Annotated in this window: 3 protein-coding genes and 1 pseudogene; 3 read left to right on the plus strand and 1 reads right to left on the minus strand. The window is 70.0% G+C overall.

Annotated elements, in window-relative coordinates:
- A pseudogene (locus tag ACE3P2_RS15725) lies at positions 1–326 on the minus strand (hypothetical protein); the annotation flags it as partial.
- Positions 327–637: 311 nt separating this feature from the next.
- On the opposite strand from ACE3P2_RS15725, the gene ACE3P2_RS15730 reads away from it, so the two are divergent.
- The 3 genes from ACE3P2_RS15730 to tssM all read left to right on the plus strand — a co-directional run.
- Positions 638–1,510 (plus strand): M15 family metallopeptidase, encoded by an 873-nt coding sequence (locus tag ACE3P2_RS15730; RefSeq protein WP_374266146.1) that lies wholly within the window; start codon positions 638–640, stop codon positions 1,508–1,510.
- A 6-nt stretch (positions 1,511–1,516) separates the two neighbouring features.
- Positions 1,517–1,741, plus strand: a complete 225-nt coding sequence (locus ACE3P2_RS15735) for a hypothetical protein (RefSeq protein WP_374266148.1) — start codon at positions 1,517–1,519, stop codon at positions 1,739–1,741.
- 14 nt (positions 1,742–1,755) lie between these two features.
- The coding region (gene tssM / locus ACE3P2_RS15740; RefSeq protein WP_374266150.1) for a type VI secretion system membrane subunit TssM at positions 1,756–5,491 on the plus strand (3,736 nt) is incomplete at its 3' end.

A 5,491-nucleotide genomic window follows, 5' to 3' on the forward strand; every position in this document is an offset into this window, starting at 1 on the left:
CCCATGGACGACGTCGCGGGCGGAGGGTCGGACGCCGCCACGACCGGCGCTGACGGCGCGGACGTCTCGCCGCTCGACGGCGCGGCCTCGGCCGGCACCCGCGACATGGGGCGAATCGGCGCCGCGACCGGCGGTTGTGCCGCGGGGCGGGCCTGCGCCGTCGGCGCCACACCGGTCGGCACCGGCAGCCCACGCAGCGCCACCACCCCGGCCGCGATCAGCGCGGTCATCAGCGCCCCGGCCCCCATCCACGGCCAGCGCCCGAAGCGGGCCGGCGGCGCGGCCAGTCCCGCGGTCCCGGCGTTCAGATCACTCAGGATGCTCACCGGCCGGGGCACGCCGTTATCGGCCTGACCTGGCAACCGGGGCGACGGCGCCTTGCTCAGGCGATCGGAAGCAGTGGTTGTCACGGAGATGAATTTATATACACTCAAAATTCTATTGTATTAGAATAAAGGCATTTCCGAATGATTTTATCGGCATAGCTCGCGGACGCGTCGGGCCTGCCCTCGATGCCACCCCCGTCGCCCGTGACCCACCACCGCCGCCCCAAAACCCCGCCACGGCCCTCGCCTGCCCTGCGATTCCAGCCTTTCCGGCACGCCGCGGGCTGCCGGCCCGGCCTGCCGACACTTGGGTGCCGGCCGTGATCCTGTACGGCATTGCCGCATACTTCCTGCTGGCAGTGGCAGGCGTCGCACTGGTCCTTTTCCCAGGCTTCCGGACACGCGTGCAGGGCTTCGTGGGCAGCATCGCCAGCGCCGGACGCACGCCGGCGATCCGTCTGGCCGGGCCGGCGACCCATGCGCTGCGCTGGCCGCTGCACGGCTTGCGCGACATCGCCGGCTGGCTTGTCGCCCGACCGCTGCGGGCGGCCGGCGGAATCGTCCTGGTATGCGCGCCACCACTGCTGGTGCTCAGCCTGCAGGGGCCGGCCATCTTCGATTTCAACGACGACCTGCGGATCGCCGACCGGCAGATCGCCACCCTCCTCGAAGGCGAACAACTGGTGCCACCGCCGCCGTTGCCGCCCGCGGTATTCACCACCCGCGAGGTCGAGCAAGTGCGCCCCAACATCGTCCGCGCCAGCCGCAACTGGCAACAGCTCGACCAGGAATTCACCCAGCGCCTGCTGGTGGTCTTCAAGCTGATGCAGGAGCGCCACGGCTACCAGATGGCGCTGATCGAGGGCTACCGCAGCCCCGAGCGCCAGGCCGAGCTGTTCTCCCGCGGCAGCAACGTGACCCAGGCCCGGGCCGGCATGAGCTACCACCAGTACGGGCTGGCCGCCGACGTGGCCTTCTTCCGCGACGGCAAGGTGGTGATCTCCGAACGCGACCCATGGGCCATGCGCGGCTACGCGCTTTACGGCGAGATCGCCGAACAGGTCGGCCTCACCTGGGGCGGACGCTGGAAGATGCGCGACCTCGGCCACGTCGAACTGCGTCGCAAGGGCGTGCTGGGCCAGACCGCCCGGCTCGCCACCGACGCCAATCCCCAACTCGAATAAGTCGCGATGAGCCCCACCTTCATCGTCCTCGGCGACCAGCCCCGCCACGACGGCGGCGTGCAGGGCATCGCGCCCGACACCGACCACCGCGCCGGCCGCATCGCTGCCCTCGCCTGCGCCCACGACCGCACCGACGACGGTCCGGTGCGGCGCCTCAGCAGCCGGCATCCCGTCGAGCGGCCCGCACTGCTCGTGCAGGCCCAGCCACCCACCGCGCCCGCCAGCGCCTGACCAAAGATCCGCCCATGATGTCCTCCCTCCGCAACCTGCTCTTCGATTCCCGCGTCCTCTCGGCCCTCGGCGTGGCCGCCGCCGTCATTTTCGTGATGCTCGGCGCCCACAGCCTGAAGGTGGCGATGGGGTGGGCCGTGGCCCTGTGCGCGCTGATCCTCGCCGCCTGGGGCGTCGTCTGGGCCGTGCGCCGGCACCGCGCCCGCCAGGCCGGCGAGGCCATCGGGACGATGCTCGAACAGCAGGGCGACGCCGACACCACGCCGCATGACGCCGCCCAGGCCGATCTGGGCGCCCTGCGCGAGCGCATGCAGGAGGCCGTGCGCACCATCAAGACCTCCAAGCTCGGCCAGCTCTCCGGCGCCGAAGCGCTCTACGAGCTGCCCTGGTACATCACCATCGGCAACCCCGCCGCCGGCAAGAGCACTGCCATCGTCAATTCCGGCCTCAAGTTTCCCTTCGACGACGGCGGCAGTGCGGTCATCAAGGGCATCGGCGGCACCCGCAACTGCGACTGGTTCTTCACCACCGAGGGCATCCTGCTCGACACCGCCGGCCGCTACGCCATCCACGAGGAAGACCGCGCCGAATGGCTGGGTTTCCTCGATCTCCTCAAGAAGCACCGCCCTCGCGCACCGATCAACGGCATCATCGTCACCGTCAGCATCGGCGAACTGGTCGGCAGCGATCCCGGCTTCGCCCTCAAGCTGGCCCGCAGCCTGCGCCAGCGGGTACAGGAGCTCACCGAACGACTCGAAGTGTTCGCTCCGGTCTACGTGCTGTTCACCAAGGCCGACCTGATCCCCGGCTTCGATGACTTCTTCCGCGATCTCGACAGCGGCGAGCGCGACCGCGTCTGGGGCGCCACGATCCCCTACGACCAGACCGCCGGCAACGACCTCATCGCCCTCTTCGACACCCGCTTCGACGAACTCTACGCCGGCCTGCGCGCCCTGAGCGTCGCCCAGCTATCGCGCACCCAGGGCGTGGACGCCGCCCCCGGCGTGCTCACCTTCCCGTCCGAATTCGCGGCCATCAAGCCGGCCCTGCGCGCCTTCGTGGCCACCCTGTTCGAGGACAACCCGTTCCAGTTCAAGCCGGTGTTCCGCGGCTTCTACGTCACCTCGGCGACCCAGGGCAACGACTTCAAGCCGGTGTCCAACGCCCGCATCGCCAACCGCTTCGCCCTCGAAGGTGGCGGCGACCTCGCGCCCGCCCCCAGCGCCGCCCACGGCTTCTTCCTGCGTCAGCTCTTCTCGAAGGTCATCTTTCCCGACCGCAACCTCGTCCGCCAGCACACCACCCGCGGCAAACGCCTGCTGCGCCAGGGCGTCGTACTGGGCGCGCTGGCCCTGCTCGGCCTCGCCCTGGCCGGCTGGAGCGGGTCGTACATGAACAACCTCGGTCTGCTCGAGAACGTGCGTCACGACCTGGTCCAGGCGGTGAAGATCCAGGAAGGCCGCGCCGACCTCAAATCCCGTCTCGACGCCCTCGAGATCCTCCAGGACCGTCTCGTCCAGCTCGAACGTTTCAACCAGGACCACCCGCTGTCCCTCGGCCTGGGCCTCTACCAGGGCGAGCAGATGGCCGACGCCCTGCGCCGCGAGTACTACAACGGCGTCGCTAACGTGATGCTGGCCCCGGTCAAGTCCGCCCTCGAAAGCTACCTCGCCGACGTGAGCGCGCACGGCGACGCCCTCAAGGCCCGCGGCCCCGATGCGCCCCCCGCCGCCAGCGGCGCGAGCGCCCCCCGCCAGTACAAGGACGCCAGCGCCACCGACGTGGACGACGCCTACAACGCCCTCAAGACCTACCTGATGCTCTCCAGCCGCGACCACATCGACGTCGGCCACCTGTCCGACCAGATCACCCGCTTCTGGCGCGCCTGGCTCGAAGCCAACCGGGGCACCATGAGCCGCGAGCAGATGATCCGCTCCGCCGAGCGCATCCTGTCCTTCCACCTGGAACACGCGGCCGACGCCGGCTGGCCGATCCTCGAACGCAACATCAGCCTCGTGGACGACGTGCGCGGCACGCTGCGCAACGTCAAGCGCGGCATGCCCGCCGCCGAGCGGGTGTACGCCGAAATCCGCGCCCGCGCCTCGACGCGCTTCGCCCCGGTCAGCGTCGCCACCATCGTCGGCCCCGACAGCGCCAACCTCGTCACCGGCAGCCATGTCGTCTCCGGCGCCCTCACCGTCGACGCCTGGCGCGATTACGTCCAGCCCGCGATCAAGGACGCCGCCACCAATGCGCGCAAGTCGGTCGACTGGGTGCTCGAAACCGCCACCCAGGACGACCTCACCCTCGAAGGCAGCCCCGAGCAGATCCAGAAAACCCTCGTCGCCATGTACAAGCGCGACTACGCCGAAGAATGGAAACGCTTCGTCCAGGGCATCAGCGTCGCCGCCTTCCCCAGCTTCCCCGAAGCCGTCGCGGCAATGGACCGCCTCGGCGACCCGCAGGCCTCACCGATCGGCAGGCTGGTGAAGGTGATCTTCGAGCAGACCGCCTGGGACAACCCGACCCTCGCCAACGTCGGCCTCGACAAAGCCCAGCGGAGCTTCGCCGACTGGTTCAAGCAGTCGGTCCTGCAGATGGCGCCCAGCCCGGTCAAGGTGGATATCAACGTCTCCGCCAAGTCCGTCGAGGTGCCGATGGGCCCGGTCGGCAAGGAATTCGCCGGCTTCGGCCGCCTGATGACGCCGCGCAGCGACGCCGAGCCGCTCCTCGACACCTATCTCAAGCAGCTCTCCCGGATTCGCAGCCGCCTCAACCAGCTCAAGAACCAGGGCGACCCCGGCCCCGGGGCCCTCAAGCTGATGCGCGAGACCATCGACGGCAACGGCTCCGAACTCGCCGACGCGCTGCGCTTCGTGGACGAGCAGATGCTCACCGGCATGCCCGATAACCAGCGCGCCGTGCTCCGCCCCCTGCTGCTGCGCCCGCTGCTGCAGAGCTACGCGGCCATCATCCGGCCCGCCGCCGACGATCTCAACAAGACCTGGGAAGAACAGGTGCTCAAACCGTTCAACGCCAAGCTCGCCATCAAGTACCCCTTCGACCCGAAGGGCAACGTCGAAGCCGGCCCCGCCGAGATCGCCCAGGTCTTCGGGCCCGAAGGCGCCATCGCCAAGTACGTGGACGCCTCGATGGGCCCCCTGGTGGTACGCCGCGGCAACAGCGTCACCCCACGCACCTGGGGCGACCTGGGCATCGTGCTGCTGCCCGATTTCGCCGGCGGCTTTCCGCGCTGGGCCGCGCCCCTCGACGGCGCCGCGGCCACCGACGGCGGCGGCGTGGGCAGCGGAGGCGGCGGCGCCCAGCCGCAGACCGTGTTCATGATCCGCCCCCAGCCGTCGCCCGGCATCACCGGCTACGTCGTCGAGATCGACGGGCAGCGCCTCACCTACCGCAACGGCGTCGCCGAATGGGCCAACTTCGTCTGGCCGAACGCCGCCGGCACGCCCGGGGTGCGCATCAGCGCCACCACCTTCGACGGCCGGACGGTGGACGTGGTCAACATCCCCGGGCGGTTCGGCCTCGAAAAGATGATCAACGCCGCCCGCCGCACCAAGCAGCCCGACGGCAGTTTCCGCCTCGGCTGGACAGCCGAGGGCATCGAGGTCGGCCTCGACCTGCGCGTGGTCAGCAGCACCCAGGTGCAGGCCCCCGCCAGCGGTGCGGGCGGTCAGGGCGGCGGGCCGCGTGGCCTGCGCGGGCTCACGCTGCCCCAGCAGGTCGCCACCG

It is taken from the genome of Zoogloea sp., from assembly GCF_041911615.1.
Classification (GTDB): domain Bacteria; phylum Pseudomonadota; class Gammaproteobacteria; order Burkholderiales; family Rhodocyclaceae; genus Zoogloea.